The sequence below is a fragment of the Dactylosporangium thailandense genome, assembly GCF_059739745.1.
This window is the reverse complement of sequence record NZ_AP029195.1, coordinates 1,488,343-1,502,843: the sequence shown is the minus strand read 5'-3', so window position 1 is coordinate 1,502,843 and position 14,501 is coordinate 1,488,343. Positions and strand designations below refer to the sequence as shown.

Sequence of the window (14,501 nt, the reverse complement as noted above, 5' to 3'; positions counted from 1 at the left end):
AACTGTTAGTTAGTCTTCCTATTAGTTGACCTGGAGGGCTGGCTCGTGAAGATCGCGGTTGTGGGCGGCGGCTCGACGTACACGCCGGAGCTCGTCGACGGCTTCGCCCGCCTGGCCCCGTTCGCCTCGGAGATCGTGCTGCTGGACCCGGCCGCCGACCGGCTGGCCGTGGTCGGCGCGTTCGCCCGGCGCATCCTGTCGGCCCAGGGCTCCCGCACGACGCTGCGCTGGACGTCGGACGTGGACGACGCCCTGGCCGGCGCCTCGACGGTGGTCATCCAGCTGCGGGTCGGCGGCCAGCAGGCCCGCATCAGCGACGAGACGTTCCCCCTGGCCTGCGGCTGCGTGGGGCAGGAGACCACCGGCGCCGGCGGCTTCGCCAAGGCCCTGCGCACGGTGCCGGTCGTGCTGGACATCGCCCGCCGGGCCGACCCCGGCGCCTGGATCGTGAACTTCACCAACCCGGTGGGCATCGTGACGCGGGCCCTGCTCGACGACGGCCACAAGGCCGCGGGCCTGTGCAACGTGGCGATCGGCTTCCAGCGCCGCTGGGCCGCGGCCCTGGGCGTGGACCCGTCGGCGGTGACGCTGGACCACGTGGGCCTGAACCACCTGACGTGGGAGCGGGCCGTCTACGTGGACGGCACCGACCGCCTGCCGGCCCTGCTGGACTCCTCCCTGGAGGAGATCGCCGCGGGCGTGCAGATCCCCCCGGCGGTGGTGCGCGCCCTGGGCTACGTCCCGAGCTACTACCTGCGCTACTTCTACAGCCACGACGAGGTGGTGGCCGCGGAGCGCCACGAGCCGACCCGGGGCGAGCGGGTCCTGGAGATCGAGCGGGAACTGCTGAGCATGTACGCCGATCCGTCCCTGGACCGCAAGCCGGACCTCCTCGCGCAGCGGGGCGGCGCCTTCTACTCGGAGGCGGCCGTGGGCCTGATCGCGTCCCTGCACGACGACGACGGCGGCGTGCACGCGGTGAACGTGCGCAACCGCGGCTTCTTCCCCTTCCTGCCGGACGACGCGGTCATCGAGACCACCTGCCGGGTGGGCGCCGCGGGCGCGACCCCGGTCCCGGCGCCTGCGCTGCCGGCCCACCTGGCCGGCCTCATCTCCGGCGTGTCGGCCTACGAGGACCTGGCGGTGCAGGCCGCGGTGCGGGGCGGCCGGGACCGCGTGTACCGCGCCCTGCTCACCCACCCCCTGGTGGCCCAGCACGACAAGGCGGAGCGGCTGACCGACGACCTGCTGGCCGCGAACCACGACCACCTGCCGTGGCTGGCGTGACGGCGCGCCTCTACGCCGCGGCGGACGGCGGCAACTCCAAGACCGACGTGGTCGTGGGCGACTCCGACGGCCGCATCCTGTCCCGCGTCACCGGCCCGACGATCTCCCCGCACGTCCTGAGCTTCGAAGGCGCCCTGGCCCAGCTGTCCGCCCTGGTCGCCCAGGCCCGCCGCGAGGCCTCCCTGCCGCCGTCGATCGAGCTGTCCCACCTGGCCGTCTACACCGCCGGCGCCGACCTGCCGATCGAGGTCGACCGCCTCAACACCGGGGTCTCCGCCCTGGCCCTGGCCGCCACGACGACCGTCGACAACGACCTCTTCGCCCTCCTGCGGGCCGGCACGGCCACCCCCGACGCGGTCGGCGTCGTCTGCGGCGCGGGGATCAACGCCGCCGGCCGCCGAGCCGACGGCGCGACCTCCCGCTTCCCGGCCCTGGGGCAGCGCTCCGGCGACTGGGGCGGCGGGCACCACCTGGCGGCCCTGGCCCTGTACCACGCCATCCGCGCCGAGGACGGCCGCGGCCCGGCGACGGCGCTGGAGCCGGCCGTGCGCGACCACTTCGGCCTCCCGACCGTCGAGGCGGTGACCATCGCCCTGCACCTGGGCGACCTGCCGGAGTCCCGCCTGGACGAGCTCTGCGAGGTCATGTTCGCGGTCGCCACCGCCGGCGACGAGCTGGCCACCCGGGTCGTGCGCCGCCTGACCGACGAGATCGAGTCCCTCGTGCGCGTCTCGGCGAAGCGGCTGGACCTCCTGGAGGCCCCGTACACGATCGTCCTGGGCGGCGGCGTCCTGACGGCCCGCCACCCGATGCTGCACGACGACCTCCTGCCCCGCCTGCGCGCACTGTCGCCCCGGGCCACGGTGAACGTCCTGTCCTCCCCACCGGTGACGGGCGCGGCGCTCCTGGCCCTGGACGCCCTGCACGGCGGCCCGTGCCCACCGGCGCTGGAGTCCGCCGTCCGGGCCGCGCTGTAGCCACCACCGATCAGCATTCCTCCGCCACGCCGTCGGTTCTGGTAGTCCCCTCGCACGCACCGGTGGAAGGATTGCTGACCATGACCGACGCTGGACCGCTGGGCGCCGACGAGGCCACGTTCATCGCGGTGGTTCGCTCGGGCGACCCGGCGCGGTTCGCGCTCATCACGGAGCGGCACCGGCGTGAGCTGCAGGTGCACTGCTACCGGATGCTCGCGAACTACGACGACGCCCAGGACATGACGCAGGAGACGTTCCTGCGAGCGTGGCACAAGCGGGAGTCGTTCAAGGGCCACGCCGCCCTGCGGACCTGGCTGTATCGGATCGCGACGAACGTCTGCCTCGACTTCCTGGAGAAGCGCAACGACCGCACACCCGTGCCGTCCGGGCTGCCGGACGCCGGCTCCGAGGTGCTGTACCTGCAGCCCTACCCCGACCGGATGCTCCCCGAGGACCCGCAGGAATCGGTGGTGGCGCGGGAGACGATCGAGCTGGCGTTCATCGTCGCCGTCCAGCACCTGCCGCCGCGGCAGCGGGCGGTGTTCATCCTGCGCGACGTCGTCGGCTGGCCGGCGTCGAAGGCCGCCGACGCCCTCGAGCTGACCGTCGCATCGGTGACCAGCGCGCTGCAGCGGGCGCGCGTGACGATGCGCGAGCAGCTGCCCGGCCGCCGCCTCGACTGGCGGAGCCCCGCCGCCCACGAGCTGTCGCACGACGAGCGCGGCGCGGTGCAGGCGTACATCGACGCCCATGAGCGCAACGACCTCGACGGGCTGATGTCCCTGCTGCGCGACGACCTGCGCTTCGTGATGCTGCCCGAGGCGGGCACCTCGGCCGTCACGGCCAAGGACGCGGTGGACGGCTGGGTCTGCGGCGGGCTCTTCCAGCCCGGCCACGACGACTGGCGCGGCATCACCACGACGGTCAACCGCATGCCCGCCGCCGCGCTGTACCTGCGCACCCCCGACGACCCGGAGTACCGGCTGTTCGCCATCGCGGTCCTGCACGTCGTCGACGGGAAGATCGCCGAGCTCACCGGGTTCGACGCCACCGGCAAACCGTGGCTGGACCTGCCCCCGGCACTGTGATCAGACGCCCCGCCGGCGTTGCCGGCGGGGCATCTCGATGCCGGCGAACCCGGCCTCACGAGCCGGGCAGCCGGTCCGTGCTCATCGCCTCGTCTCGTATCGGGTCAGCAGGACGCCGCCCGGAAACGTCCGCGTCTCCACGAGGTTCAGCTTCACCCAGCTGTCCAGCGCGGTGAAGAACGGCGTGCCGCCGCCCACCAGGACCGGGTAGGTGACCAGCAGGTACTCGTCGATCAGCCCGGCCCGCATGGCCGCCGCGGCGAGCGTCGCGCCGCAGATGTCCATCGGGCCGGCGTCCTCGGTCTTGAGCCGGGTGATCTCGGTGACGGCGTCGCCGGTGACCAGGCGGGTGTTCCAGCCGACCGTGCCGGTCGTCGAGGAGAACACCACCTTCGGCATGTCCCGCCAGCGGCGGGCGAACTCGGCTTCCGCCGGTGTGGCACCGGGCCGCTGGTCGGCGGTCGGCCAGTGGGAACTCATCGCCTCCCACAGCTTGCGCCCGTACAGCGCCAGGCCCGTCGCCCCCACCCGGTCGGACCACCACTGGAACAGCTCGTCGCCCGACGACGAGTCCGGTCCGTCACCGCCACTCCAGCCGAGGTCGTCGCCGGGCGCGGCGATGTAGCCGTCCAGTGTCACATTCATGCCGAAGGTCAGTTTCCGCATCATGCCCGCCTCTCGTAGGTCGATCGCATACGTACAGCTCATACGTACAGACGGGCGCTGCGCGAAAACCTCATCGGTGCCCTGTAGCCACGATCAGTCCCGTCGCCACGATCAGTCCCTTGTGAACTCGGCGAACGCCTCGAGGGCGTCGGCATCCCCGTACGGCTTCGTCACGTAGTGCTCGGCCCACCAGGCGGCGTCCGGATGCCGGGCGGCGGCGATCCGCCCGGCCGCCGCCCCGGCGTCGTACGCGGTGCGCCGCAACTGCACGACGCCGTCACCGAGCAGGGCCCAGTACGCGCCCGCCGGCCCGTAGTTCATCCCGACGCTGCCCGGGTTCACCACGCGCCGCCCTCCGGCGAGCCGGTCGAACGGCATGTGCGTGTGCCCGCACACGACCAGCCCGGCGTCGACACCGTGCAGCACCGCGTTCCAGCGGGAGATCGGCGAGTCGACGAGGACGAACTCGTCGTCGCGGCGCGGGGTGGCGTGGCAGAACAGGGTCGGGCCGAGTCCGTCCACGTCGAGCGTCACCGTCATCGGCAGGCCGGCCATGAGGTCGCGGTGCCGCTGCTCGATCAGGGCGGCGCAGGTGGCGGCGTCGGCCGCGTTGCGGCCCTCGCCGGGCTTGCCGTCGAAGGCGTCGACGAGCTCGCGCTCGCCGTTGCCGTGGACCCATGCGGCACGGTCGCCGAGGCCGGCGAGCACGTCGAGGGTCTCGGCCGGCATCGGGCCCCCGGCGATGTCGCCGAGCAGGACGATCCGGTCGGCCCCGTGCGCCTCGACGTCGGCGAGGACCGCCTCGAGCGCGGGAAGGTTGGCATGGACATCGGCAAGCACCGCCACTCTCATCCCCGCAACATACGTGTGCGGCGTCCGCCGGGGCCGCGATGATGAAGGCCGGGTTAAGAGCTCTGGACATGAACAGTTAACAAACCTAATAATGGCGACCACCGTCGATGGAGGTCGCCCATGAAGCCCACGAAGCGCGCCGCGCTCATACTCGGCGCCGCAACCCTGCTGGTCACAGGCCTGTTCGTGGCCACCAACGCGTATGCGGCCAACCTGCTGTCCAACCCCGGCTTCGAGAGCGGCAACCTGTCGGGCTGGTCCTGCACCGGCTCCGGATCGGGCGCGGTCACCTCGCCCGTGCACTCCGGCTCGTACGCCCTCAACGGCAACGCCACCAACGCCGACACCGCCCAGTGCACGCAGACCGTCAGCGTGCAGCCGAACACCGCGTACACCCTCTCCGGCTGGGTCCGCGGCAGCTACGTCTACCTCGGCGTGACCGGCGGCGCGTCCACGTGGACCCCCGCGGCCACGGCCTACACCAAGCTCACCGTCCCGTTCACCACCACCGCCGGTCAGACCTCGATCCAGGTGTACCTGCACGGCTGGTACGGCACCGGCGCGTACAACGCCGACGACATCGCCCTCGACGGCCCCGGCACCCCGCCGACCACGACCCCGCCGACCTCGTCGTCACCGTCGAAGAGCCCCTCGGCGAGCGCGAGCCCGTCGAAGAGCCCTTCCGCGAGCGCGAGCCCGTCGAAGAGCCCGAGCACCAGCCCGACCACCCCGGTGACCGGCATCCCGAAGCACGCGCTCATCGGCTACAACCACGCCAGCTTCGCCAACGGCTCCGGCTACATCCGCATGGCCGACATCCCCGCCGCCTGGGACGTCATCGACCTCGCCTTCGGCGAGCCGACCAGCGTCACGTCCGGCGACATCCGCTTCAACCGCTGCTCCGCCGCCGAGTGCCCGAACGTCGAGTCCGACGCCGAGTTCCTCGCCGCCATCAAGGCCAAGCAGGCCCAGGGCAAGAAGGTCCTCATCTCCATCGGCGGCCAGAACGGCCAGGTCCAGCTGACCACCACCGCCGCCCGCGACGCCTTCGTCAGCTCCGTCAGCGCCATCATCGACCGGTGGGGCCTCGACGGGCTCGACATCGACTTCGAGGGCCACTCGCTCTACCTCAACGCCGGCGACAGCGACTTCCGCAACCCGACCACCCCGGTCGTCGTCAACCTCATCAGCGCCCTGAAGTCCCTGAAGGCCAAGTACGGCGCCAAGTTCGTGCTCACCATGGCCCCCGAGACCTTCTTCGTGCAGCTGGGGTACCAGTTCTACGGCGGCACCACCCAGGGCGACAACCGCGCCGGCTCCTACCTGCCCGTCATCCACGCCGTGCGGGACTTCCTCACCATCCTGCACGTCCAGGACTACAACTCCGGCCCGATCTGGGGCCTCGACAACCAGTACCACACCATGGGCGGCGCGGACTTCCACATCGCCATGACCGACATGCTCAAGGCCGGCTTCCCGGTCGCCAACACCGGCCAGACCTTCCCCGGCCTGCGCGCCGACCAGATCGCGATCGGCGTCCCGGCCGCGGTCAGCGCCGGCAACGGCTACGTCGCCAACAGCGTCGTGCAGTCCGCGGTCACCTGCCTCGTCAACGGCTCCGGCTGCGGCGGCTACACCCTGCGCGGCGGCACCTCGCCCGCGCTGCGCGGCCTCATGACCTGGTCGATCAACTGGGACCGCTACTACAACTGGGAGTTCCAGAACGCCCAGCGCCCCTACCTGAACACCCTGCCGTAAACGCTTGCCGTAGGTTCGACGGGTGAGCGCACTCGACCTGGTGACCAGCTGGCCCGTACCGACCGCCGCCGTGGCGGTCGTGGACTCCAAGGGTGTCCGCGACCGCCACGGCCCGGACACCGCCCTGCCCTGGGCGTCGGTCACCAAGCTGCTCACGGCCCTGACCGTCCTCGTGGCGGTCGACCGCGGCGACGTCCTGCTCGACGAGCCCGCCGGCCCCGAGGGGGCCACGGTCCGCCACCTGCTCGCCCACACCTCCGGCGTCGCCTTCGACACCGATCAGATCCTCGCCGGCCCGGGCCGCAAGCGCATCTACTCCAACACCGGCTTCGAGCTGCTCGCCGGCTTCGTGCTCACCCGCACCGGCGGCACCTTCGCGGAGCTCATGACCGAGTCGGTGCTGCGGCCGCTGGGCATGGGCGGCACCCGCCTCGAGGGCTCCCCCGCCGCCGGCGCCGTCGGGCCCGTCTCCGACCTCGCCCTGCTCGGCCAGGAGCTGCTCGAACCCTCGCTCGTGCCGGAGCTCATGCCCGAGGCGGTCACCGTGCAGTATCCGGGCGTCACCGGCGTCCTGCCCGGCTTCGGCCGCCAGGACCCGAACGACTGGGGCCTCGGCTTCGAGCTGCGCGACCACAAGTCGCCGCACTGGACCGGCGCGAACAACTCGCCCCGCACGTTCGGGCACTTCGGCAAGACCGGCACCTTCCTGTGGGTCGACCCCGACGCCGGCCTCGCCCTGGCCTGCCTCACCGACCGCAACTTCGACACCTGGGCCGCCGAGGTCTGGCCGGAGCTGTCCGACGCCGTGCTCAGCGAGCACGGCGCCGGAACCGCGTCCTAGTACCAGCCCGCCGTCGACCAGTCGTCGGCCGACCAGTAGTGACCGCTCCAGTAGTGCCCCGACCAGTAGTGGCCGGTCCAGTACTGCTCGGACCACGCCGGATCGCTCCACGAGCCGGTCCCGGTCCACGGCGTGCCGCCCCAGGTCGCCGCCGACCACGTCCGCGACGTGTACGGCGGCACCCACCGCTGGTTGTCCTGGTCCAGGCAGTCCCACAGCTGCAGCTGGATGCCGTTGGCGGAGCTCCAGTCGGTGACGTCCAGGCACCGGCCCGAGCCGGCGTTGATCAGCTGCCGGGCCGAGGTCACCTTCCACTGCTGCGCCGGCGTGCCGTTGCAGTCGTAGAGCTGGATCTTCGTGCCGTTCTGGTTCGCCGCCGCGGTCACGTCCATGCACTTGCCCAGCGCGCGGACGGTGCCGTCGGACTGCAGCTGCCAGTACTGCGCCGGCGTGTTGTTGCAGTCGTACAGCTGGATCGGCGTCCCGTTGTTGCTGAGCCGGTTCATCACGTCGATGCACTTGCCGGCCAGGCCCGCGATCTGCCCGGTGCCGCCGGTGCCCCCGTCGCCGGTCCAGGTGTCGCCGGCCATCCGGTAGCCCATCCAGACGCCGCCGTTCCACGTCTGCTTCTGCCCGGCGAGGCTCGCCCACGCCGCGTTGTTGAACGGGCCGAAGATGGTCCGCTCGCCCGTGAGGGACACGTTGTCGACGGTCAGGTGGTTGCCGCCGCGGGCCGTCTCCACCGAGCCGGTGCCGGTGCCCTTCGCGAACGTCTGCGTCACGCTCGGCGTGCCGAGCGCGGCCGACGCGGCCACGTTGAGCTCCTTGTAGCCCTTGCCGGTGCCCGTGCTCAGCGCCGACGCGCCGTTGACGAGCAGCGCCTTGACCTGGTCCGGGGTCAGCGACGGGCGCTGCTGCAGCAGCAGGGCCGCGGCGGAGGACACCACGGCGGCCGCCTGCGACGTGCCGGAGCCCTTGAAGCCGGTGTCGCCGACGCGGGCGCCCGGCCACGTCTGGTCGACGTAGGAGTTGATGTCCCGCAGCGACACGATCGACTCGCCCGGCGCCAGCAGGTCCACCTTGCGCGACGCGGTCGAGCCGTTGGTGAACGCCGCCAGCTCGTCGTCGCTGGTGCTGACCGTCTGCTTCGTCGTCGACGCGCCGACCGCCACCACGAACGGGTCCATCGCCGGGTTCGTCAGCGCCGTCGTCGTGCTGCCGTCGTTGCCGGCCGCGATGACGACCACGATCCCGGCCTGCCACGCCTGCTCGACCGCGTACATCAGCGGGTCGACGTTCGGCGCGGACATGCCCGCCGTGCCGTACGACAGGTTGATGACCCGGATCGGGTTCGCCGGGTCGTAGTTGCGGTTCTGCACCACCCAGTCGATCGCCGCGATCATCTGCGTCACGTCGGCCGCGCCGGTCGCGGTGCCGACCTTCAGCGAGGTCACCTTGGCCTTGGGCGCCAGGCCGACGGTGCCGCCGGCCGTGTCGTTGCCGACCATGATGCCCGCCATGTGCGTGCCGTGGCCGAACGTGTCCAGGTAGCGCAGCTGCGCCGACTGCGACTCGAACGACAGGTCGGGTCCGTTCACGACCTGCCCGGCCGGCAGCCCGGTCACCGGCGCGATCCCGGTGTCGACCAGCGCGATGCCGACGCCCTGCCCGGTCAGCGACGCCGCCGAGCCGGTGTCGGCCCGCACGATCGACCGGACGCTCTTCAGTGTCGTGCCCGCGCTCGTCGGCCACTCGTCGGCGAGGAACCCGCCGCCGGCCCTCTTCGCGGCCGTGCCGTCACCGGGCAGTGCCGCCGCGGCCGGGGTGGCCGCGGCGAACAGCCCCAGCGTCGCCACCGCGGCCACCGCACTCCAGCGCCGGCCCGCTCTCGCTTTGCTCATCAACCATCTCCCCGTCCATGGAGCTCTCCGGAAGACCACGATGAGCCGCCGGCAACGGAAAGTCACGGCCTGACCACGAGAACGCGCCGAACGCCCGACAGGATTGCCTCAGCGCTGTCGTACGGCCAGTGAGCTGCGCAAACGAATCGCCCGACAGATCACCAGGCCCACGCCTCCGGGCCCGGTCCCCCGTTGCCGACCGGCGGGAAGATCGCGTTCAGCCGCTCCTCAGCGTCATCGGTGAGCGTCGTCGCGAGGGCCTCCAGCGCGTGGTCGAGCTGCTCCGGCGTGCGCGGCCCGACGATCGGCGCGGTCACCCCCGGCCGCGCGAGCAGCCACGCGAGGGCGACGGTCGCCGGGTGCACGCCGAGGTCCTCGCAGAACGCCTCGTACACCTCCAGGACGTGCCGGTGCTCGGCCACCCGCGCGGCCGCGTGGGTCGTGGTCCGCCCGGCCGCGGCGTCCCGGTGCTTGCGCAGCGCCCCCGACAGCAGCCCCTGCGCGAGCGGCGACCAGGGCAGCAGCCCGATCCCCAGCGCCTGCGCCGCGGGCACCACCTCGAGCTCCACGGCCCGGGTCAGCAGGCTGTACTTGAGCTGCTCCGACACCAGCCCGAGCGAGTGCCGCCGCATCGCCGCGGCCTGCGCGCCCGCCAGGTGCCAGCCGGCGAAGTTGGAGCTGCCGACGTACACCACCTTCCCCTGCGCGACGAGCACGTCCATCGCCTGCCAGATCTCCTCCCACGGCGTGCCGCGGTCGACGTGGTGCATCTGGTAGAGGTCGATGCGATCCGTGCCCAGCCGCCGCAGCGACGCCTCGCACGCGGCGACGATGTGCCGCGCCGAGAGCCCGCGGTCGTTGGGGCCCTCGCCCATCGGCTGGTACACCTTCGTGGCCAGCACCACCTCGTCGCGCCGCCCCGTCTTCGCGAACCACGAGCCGATGTAGGACTCGGAGGTCCCCTCGTAGTCGCGCGCCCCGTACATGTCCGCCGTGTCGACGAAGGTGATGCCGTTGTGCATGGCCCGGTCGAGGATCGCGTGGCTGTCGTCCTCGCCGAGCTGCCAGCCGAAGTTCATGGTGCCGAGGCACAGCCGCGACACCTTCAGGCCCGAGCGCCCCAGGTTCGTGTAGTGCATGCCGGGAACGCTATGACCGCGGCCACGCTGGGCCGAGCCGTTCGACCGTGCTCGAATGGAAGGCGTGAAGCGCCTCGAACTCGTCCCCGACGACCTGCTGCGGCTGCGCTTCGCCCACTCCCCGATGGCGGAGGTGGTGACCAGCGCGCTGGCGGCGCGGGACGGTTCGTGGCAGTACGGCCGCTGGCGCAGCCGCCTGGGCTCGAGGACCGACGATCTCGACGTCTTCTGGCGGGTCGTGGCCACGCCGAGCGGCGGCATCCCCGACTTCCTGACCCCGGTGCCGCGCACCGCCCGCCCCACCCTCGAGGCCGAGCTCGAGGCGATCGCCGCGACCGATCCCGCGCGCGTCGCCGCCGACCTCGACGGGTGCGGCGTGCCGTCCGGCGACCCCGCGGCGCTGCTGCCCCCGCTCGTCGCGCAGATCCGGCGGTACTTCCGGCTGGCCCTGGCCGACCTGTGGCCCCGCCTGCGGGCGACGGCCGACAACGAGATCGCGCACCGCACGAACACGGCCGCGTTCCCGGGCCCGCACCGCCTGCTGGAGAACCTGCACCCGCGCATCCGCTGGAACCCGGACGCGTTGCAGCTGGACTACCTCAAGGACACCGAGTACCCGTCGTGGTCCCTGGACGGCCACCCGCTGTTCCTGCTGCCGACCGCCTTCACCGGCACGAAGGCCTGGATCATGGACTCGGCGGCCGGCCGCGCGCTGTGGTATCCCCCGCGCGCCATGGGCGCCCTGTTCGCCGCCCCGCCGGCGCCCCCGGAGCCCCTGGCCGCGCTGCTGGGCGCGACGAGGGCCGCGGTGCTGGCCCTGCTGGCCAGCCCGGCCAGCACCGGCGACGTGGCCGAGCAGCTGGGCCTGGCCCCGGCGACGGCGTCGCACCACCTCACCGCCCTGCGCGACGCCGGGCTGATCGTGGCGGCCCGGTCGGGCCGGCGCCTGAACTACCGCCACACGGATCTCGGCGAGCGGCTCACGACCCTGGGCTGAGCGTCCGGGGCGGCTCCGGGGAGATCCGGTGCCCGCTCAGTAGTCCGCGAGGTGCCGCAGCGCCTCCTCGACCAGCGGCTGCAGGGGCACCGGCGGATCGGCGTGCAGCCAGCGGTGCGTGGCCGCGTCGCACGCGGCCGCCACCGCCCCGCCGACGACCTCGGGCAGCAGCGACGTCGGCGGCAGCCCGAGCCGCTCCGCGATCGCCGAGGACAGCGCATCCTGCATCGCCGCCCGCACGCGCAGATACTCCCCCTGCATCGCCGGCGTCGCCAGGACCATCCGCAGCCCCGCGAACCACACCCGGTCGGGCACGTGCTCCGGCACCGCCCCGCCCGCGAACTCGGCCTGCATCGTCGCCTCGATCGCGGCGCGCAGCGGCTCGCCCGGCGGCCGCGCCCGCAGCGCCGCCCCGGCCCGCTGGGCCCGGTCCACGGCCAGGGCGCAGATCGCCTCGGCCTTCGAGGAGAAGTAGTTGTTGAAGGTGCGCGGCGACACGCCCACCTCGGCCGCGATGTCCTCGACGAGCACGCCGTCGAGGCCGCGTTCCACGCTCAGCCGCAGCGCGGCCAGCGCCAGTGCCCGCCGTGTCGCCTGCTTCTTGCGCTCGCGCAGGCCCGGTTCCATCCCACCAGCCTAGCAAAACGTGCCGGATCAGCAACTTTGCGTGGCGCGCAAGAAATAACCCCTCAGCTCGGGACGAACCCGGCCGATCAGGGGCTCATGGTGCGGGACCGGCTCTGGATCGGCCTGCTCGGGATCGGGCTCACGGCCACCGCGCTGTGGGCGGCCGACGTGCTGCCCGGGCTGGCCTTCCCGCTCATCGGCACCCTCTCCGCGCTGGCCTGGGCGTTCGGGCCCCGCCTGCACGACCTGCGCCCCCGGCGGCCCTGGCGCCTGCTCACCGCGGCCGCGCTGTTCTTCCTCGCCGGCGTCGTGCTCCGGGCGCTGCTCGTCACCCGGCCCTACCCGCTCGCGCAGCTCGGCGACGCGTTCTCCGTGTGCGGGTTCGCGTTCCTCGTCGCCGGCATGGTCACGTTCCTGAGCCGGTGGGGCATCAACCGGCACGCGCTGCTCGACGGGCTCATCGTCTGCATCGGCGCCGCGATCACCTCCGCCCTGCTGTTCGTCCTCCCCGCGACCGCCATCCCCGGCCGGCCGGTGCTCGTGAGCGTGCTGGCCGGGTTGTACCCGCTGCTGGACGTCGTCATCGTGCTGCTCGGGGTGAACATGGCGTTCACCACCGCGGTCCGCCGCCCGGCGTTCATCCTCCTCGGCGCCATGCTGCTGCTCATCTTCGCCGGGGACCTCGGCTACGCCGTCATCGGCCGCGAGGGGCACGTGACCGGGTCGCCGCTGCTGGACCTGCCCTACCTGCTCGCCTTCACCGCCGGCGGGGCGGCCGCCCTGCACCCGAGCGCCGGCGCCCTGGCCAAGGCCACCCCGCTGCCGATCCAGGCGTGGTCGCCGGCCCGGATGCTCATCATCGGTCCCGCGGTCGCGGCCCCGTTCGCGCTGACGGTACTGCTGCCACATCCGGCGCCCGTCTCGCGCTGGATCCTCGGCGTCGGCGGCGCGGCCATCGTGGCGCTGCTGCTCGCGCGCGCGTCCGGCGCGGTGCAGAGCCACGCCGCGGCCCAGCGCCGCTTCGAGCACCAGGCCACCCACGACCCGCTCACCGGCCTGCCGAACCGGCGCCTGCTGCAGCTCATGGTCGACCGGCGCCTCGCCGAGGGCGGCGGCGGCGAGGTGTGGATGTTCTCCCTCGACCTCGACGGGTTCAAGCTCGTCAACGACTCCTGGGGCCATCCGGCCGGCGACCGGCTCATCGTCGAGGTCGGCGCCCGGCTGCGCCACGCGCTGCCCGCCGAGGCGACCGTCGCGCGGGTCGGCGGCGACGAGTTCGTGGTCGTCATGCGCCGCACCGAGCCCGAGGCGATGGCCGCCGCCCGGCGCATCATGGAGTGCGTCGAGCGGCCCCTGCTGGTCGGCGGCGGCGAGGCCCCCACCGCCGAGGTCGTCGTCGGGGCGTCGATGGGCATCGTGCGCGCCGACCGCCACGACACCGCCGAGGCGCTCATGCGCGACGCCGACACCGCGATGTACCAGGCCAAGGAGCAGGGCCGCAACCGCTGGACGGTGTTCGACGCCTCGATGCGCGACGCCGTGCGCGAGCGCGTCGAGATCGAGGTCGCCCTGCGCGCGGCCGTCGCCCAGGAGCAGCTGGCGATCGCCTACCAGCCGATCGTCGACCTCACCGACGGCCTCGGCACCCGCACCGTCGGCGCCGAGGCGCTCGTGCGCTGGGAGCACCCGGTGCGCGGCTGGCTCGGCCCGAACATGTTCATCGCCGTCGCCGAGGACGCGAACCTCATCTCCGCGCTCGGCGCCTGGGTGCTGCGCGAGGCCGTGCAGCAGCTGGCCCGCTGGCGCGACAAGGGCGTGGTCGGCGAGGACTTCTGGATGTCGGTGAACGTCTCGCCGCGCCAGCTCGGCGACGCCGCGTTCGCCGAGCGGGTCGCGGCGATCCTCGCCCAGGCCCGGGTGCCGGCCCGCAACCTGGTGCTGGAGATCACCGAATCGGTCATGGTCGAGGGCGGCGAGCTCACCGAGCGGCTCCTGCTGCGCCTGCGCGAGCTGGGGGTGCGCATCAGCGTCGACGACTTCGGCACCGGCTTCTCCGCGCTGGGCTACCTGCGCCGCCACCCGGTCACCGGCGTCAAGATCGACCGCTCGTTCGTCGGCGGGCTCGGCGCCAGCACGCAGGACGAGGAGATCGTGCGGGCCGTGGTCGCCATGAGCGGCGCGCTCAACCTCGCCGTGGTCGCCGAGGGGGTCGAGACCGCCGCCCAGCGCAACGTGCTCGCGGCGCTCAAGGTGCCCCTCGCACAGGGCTGGCTGTGGGGCAAGGCGGTGCCGGCGCACACGTTCGCCGCGACCCTCCGCGCGCGTGAACGGGTCGCCGAACCCGTGGCCGTTCGGTCAGACTGATCGG

General features: G+C 72.9%; 12 protein-coding genes. 7 read left to right on the top strand and 5 right to left on the bottom strand.

Annotated features, from left to right (window positions below):
* Positions 1–45 precede the first annotated feature (45 nt).
* The 3 genes from AC6JBM_RS06440 to AC6JBM_RS06430 all read left to right on the top strand — a co-directional run bounded on the left by AC6JBM_RS06440 (position 46) and on the right by AC6JBM_RS06430 (position 3,352).
* Positions 46–1,287 (top strand): 6-phospho-beta-glucosidase, encoded by a 1,242-nt coding sequence (locus AC6JBM_RS06440; protein ID WP_497982680.1) that lies wholly within the window; start codon positions 46–48, stop codon positions 1,285–1,287.
* The gene (locus AC6JBM_RS06435) at positions 1,284–2,264 is read left to right on the top strand and encodes an N-acetylglucosamine kinase (protein ID WP_497982679.1); all 981 of its coding nucleotides are present in this window, start codon (positions 1,284–1,286) and stop codon (positions 2,262–2,264) included. The genes AC6JBM_RS06440 and AC6JBM_RS06435 overlap by 4 nt, the downstream gene beginning before the upstream one ends.
* Before the next feature lie 80 nt (positions 2,265–2,344).
* Positions 2,345–3,352, top strand: a complete 1,008-nt coding sequence (locus AC6JBM_RS06430; protein WP_497982678.1) for an RNA polymerase subunit sigma-70 — start codon at positions 2,345–2,347, stop codon at positions 3,350–3,352.
* An 81-nt stretch (positions 3,353–3,433) separates the two neighbouring features.
* On the opposite strand, the gene AC6JBM_RS06425 is transcribed toward AC6JBM_RS06430, so the two are convergent.
* Both AC6JBM_RS06425 and AC6JBM_RS06420 read right to left on the bottom strand, forming a co-directional pair.
* Complete coding sequence (locus tag AC6JBM_RS06425; protein WP_497982677.1) at positions 3,434–3,997, bottom strand: dihydrofolate reductase family protein; 564 nt, start codon at positions 3,995–3,997, stop codon at positions 3,434–3,436.
* A 132-nt stretch (positions 3,998–4,129) separates the two neighbouring features.
* The gene (locus AC6JBM_RS06420) at positions 4,130–4,870 is read right to left on the bottom strand and encodes a metallophosphoesterase family protein (RefSeq protein ID WP_497982676.1); all 741 of its coding nucleotides are present in this window, start codon (positions 4,868–4,870) and stop codon (positions 4,130–4,132) included.
* 120 nt (positions 4,871–4,990) lie between these two features.
* Between AC6JBM_RS06420 and AC6JBM_RS06415 the strand changes: the two genes are divergently transcribed.
* Together AC6JBM_RS06415 and AC6JBM_RS06410 are read left to right on the top strand one after the other, a co-directional pair.
* Positions 4,991–6,628: a chitinase gene (locus AC6JBM_RS06415; RefSeq protein ID WP_497982675.1), complete on the top strand. Its 1,638-nt coding sequence runs from the start codon at positions 4,991–4,993 to the stop codon at positions 6,626–6,628.
* 22 nt (positions 6,629–6,650) lie between these two features.
* Positions 6,651–7,469 carry a serine hydrolase domain-containing protein gene (locus AC6JBM_RS06410; protein ID WP_497982674.1) on the top strand — a complete coding sequence of 273 codons (819 nt, stop codon included), beginning with the start codon at positions 6,651–6,653 and terminating at the stop codon, positions 7,467–7,469.
* Here AC6JBM_RS06410 and AC6JBM_RS06405 read toward each other — a convergent pair.
* Both AC6JBM_RS06405 and AC6JBM_RS06400 read right to left on the bottom strand, forming a co-directional pair.
* Complete coding sequence (locus tag AC6JBM_RS06405) at positions 7,466–9,370, bottom strand: S8 family serine peptidase (protein ID WP_497982673.1); 1,905 nt, start codon at positions 9,368–9,370, stop codon at positions 7,466–7,468. The genes AC6JBM_RS06410 and AC6JBM_RS06405 overlap by 4 nt on opposite strands.
* Positions 9,371–9,528: 158 nt before the next feature.
* Positions 9,529–10,509 (bottom strand): aldo/keto reductase, encoded by a 981-nt coding sequence (locus tag AC6JBM_RS06400; protein WP_497982672.1) that lies wholly within the window; start codon positions 10,507–10,509, stop codon positions 9,529–9,531.
* Positions 10,510–10,573: 64 nt separating this feature from the next.
* On the opposite strand from AC6JBM_RS06400, the gene AC6JBM_RS06395 reads away from it, so the two are divergent.
* Positions 10,574–11,506 (top strand): ArsR/SmtB family transcription factor, encoded by a 933-nt coding sequence (locus AC6JBM_RS06395; RefSeq protein ID WP_497982671.1) that lies wholly within the window; start codon positions 10,574–10,576, stop codon positions 11,504–11,506.
* Positions 11,507–11,542: 36 nt separating this feature from the next.
* On the opposite strand, the gene AC6JBM_RS06390 is transcribed toward AC6JBM_RS06395, so the two are convergent.
* Positions 11,543–12,133, bottom strand: coding sequence for a TetR/AcrR family transcriptional regulator (locus AC6JBM_RS06390; RefSeq protein WP_497982670.1), 591 nt, complete (start codon positions 12,131–12,133; stop codon positions 11,543–11,545).
* 96 nt (positions 12,134–12,229) lie between these two features.
* Between AC6JBM_RS06390 and AC6JBM_RS06385 the strand changes: the two genes are divergently transcribed.
* Positions 12,230–14,497 carry a putative bifunctional diguanylate cyclase/phosphodiesterase gene (locus AC6JBM_RS06385; RefSeq protein WP_497982669.1) on the top strand — a complete coding sequence of 756 codons (2,268 nt, stop codon included), beginning with the start codon at positions 12,230–12,232 and terminating at the stop codon, positions 14,495–14,497.
* The last annotated feature ends 4 nt before the right edge of the window (positions 14,498–14,501 follow it).

What these genes read in the sequence shown, in the direction of transcription:
- AC6JBM_RS06430 (WP_497982678.1), top strand. Translation starts at nt 2,345, where the DNA reads ATGACCGACGCTGGACCGCTGGGCGCCGACGAGGCCACGTTCATCGCG.
- AC6JBM_RS06425 (WP_497982677.1), bottom strand. Translation starts at nt 3,997, where the DNA reads ATGAATGTGACACTGGACGGCTACATCGCCGCGCCCGGCGACGACCTC.
- AC6JBM_RS06420 (WP_497982676.1), bottom strand. Translation starts at nt 4,870, where the DNA reads ATGAGAGTGGCGGTGCTTGCCGATGTCCATGCCAACCTTCCCGCGCTC.
- AC6JBM_RS06415 (WP_497982675.1), top strand. Translation starts at nt 4,991, where the DNA reads ATGAAGCCCACGAAGCGCGCCGCGCTCATACTCGGCGCCGCAACCCTG.
- AC6JBM_RS06405 (WP_497982673.1), bottom strand. Translation starts at nt 9,370, where the DNA reads ATGAGCAAAGCGAGAGCGGGCCGGCGCTGGAGTGCGGTGGCCGCGGTG.
- AC6JBM_RS06400 (WP_497982672.1), bottom strand. Translation starts at nt 10,509, where the DNA reads ATGCACTACACGAACCTGGGGCGCTCGGGCCTGAAGGTGTCGCGGCTG.
- AC6JBM_RS06390 (WP_497982670.1), bottom strand. Translation starts at nt 12,133, where the DNA reads ATGGAACCGGGCCTGCGCGAGCGCAAGAAGCAGGCGACACGGCGGGCA.
- AC6JBM_RS06385 (WP_497982669.1), top strand. Translation starts at nt 12,230, where the DNA reads ATGGTGCGGGACCGGCTCTGGATCGGCCTGCTCGGGATCGGGCTCACG.